This window comes from Acidovorax sp. HMWF018, assembly GCF_003061035.1.
Taxonomy (GTDB): Bacteria; Pseudomonadota; Gammaproteobacteria; order Burkholderiales; family Burkholderiaceae_C; genus Acidovorax; species Acidovorax delafieldii.
Genome location: NZ_QAIM01000566.1, coordinates 1 through 718, shown reverse-complemented (window position 1 = coordinate 718; position 718 = coordinate 1). Strand labels below are relative to the sequence as shown.

At 59.7% G+C, this 718-nt stretch carries 1 protein-coding gene and 1 pseudogene; both read right to left on the bottom strand.

Features of this window, described 5'->3' with window-relative positions:
* Nucleotides 1-103, bottom strand: a pseudogene (locus tag DBR23_RS31635) (primosomal replication protein N); the annotation flags it as partial.
* A gap of 18 nt (nucleotides 104-121) precedes the next feature.
* Nucleotides 122-499, bottom strand: coding sequence for a 30S ribosomal protein S6 (gene rpsF, locus DBR23_RS24210; protein WP_015013245.1), 378 nt, complete (start codon nucleotides 497-499; stop codon nucleotides 122-124).
* Nucleotides 500-718: the final 219 nt, after the last annotated feature.

Below are 718 nucleotides of genomic sequence, written 5' to 3'. Positions count from 1 at the left end.
ACTCGTGTTCGAGGCGCAGCATGAGGGCAGGCAGTCCGGCGGGCGTGTATCGCAGGGGCTCAGCCTCTGCGATACAGGCGGTCAAGACGACGCGGTTCTCCACTCCAAAGAGAGAAGAGGATCAGCGCTCGCCGGCCGCTGCGTATTCAGCTTGGCTGGCCTTGCGGGCTTCTTCGCGCTCGACGGTCTTCATCATGGAGGAAGGACCGGTTTCAGCCTTCTTCTTTTGCACGGTCAGGTGGCGCAGCACGGCGTCGTTGAACTTGAAGGCGTGCTCCAGTTCAGCCATCACAGCCTGGTCGGCTTCGATGTTCACGCACAGGTAGTGGGCCTTGGCCAGCTTGTTGATCAGGTACGCCAGTTGACGACGGCCCCAGTCTTCCACGCGGTGCACCTTGCCACCGCCAGCGGTGATCATGCCCTTGTAGCGCTCCAGCATGGCTGGAACTTGTTCGCTTTGATCCGGATGGATCAACAAAATGATTTCGTAATGACGCATGCAGACTCCTTTTGGGTGAGACCACCCACCGCGTCTAGAAGTGGTGTGGCAAGGGAAAGCCTGCGATTATAACCCGACCGCTTGCGCTTGTACACTCAGCACACCCGCTACCGCATCGTCCACACCCCATTTGTCCAGCCATGGAAGGTGCGGCCCTTGCAAAAACGGCGGTTGGGCCGACATGCCCTACAACCACTTGCGCCAACCCAGGGCCGTCAC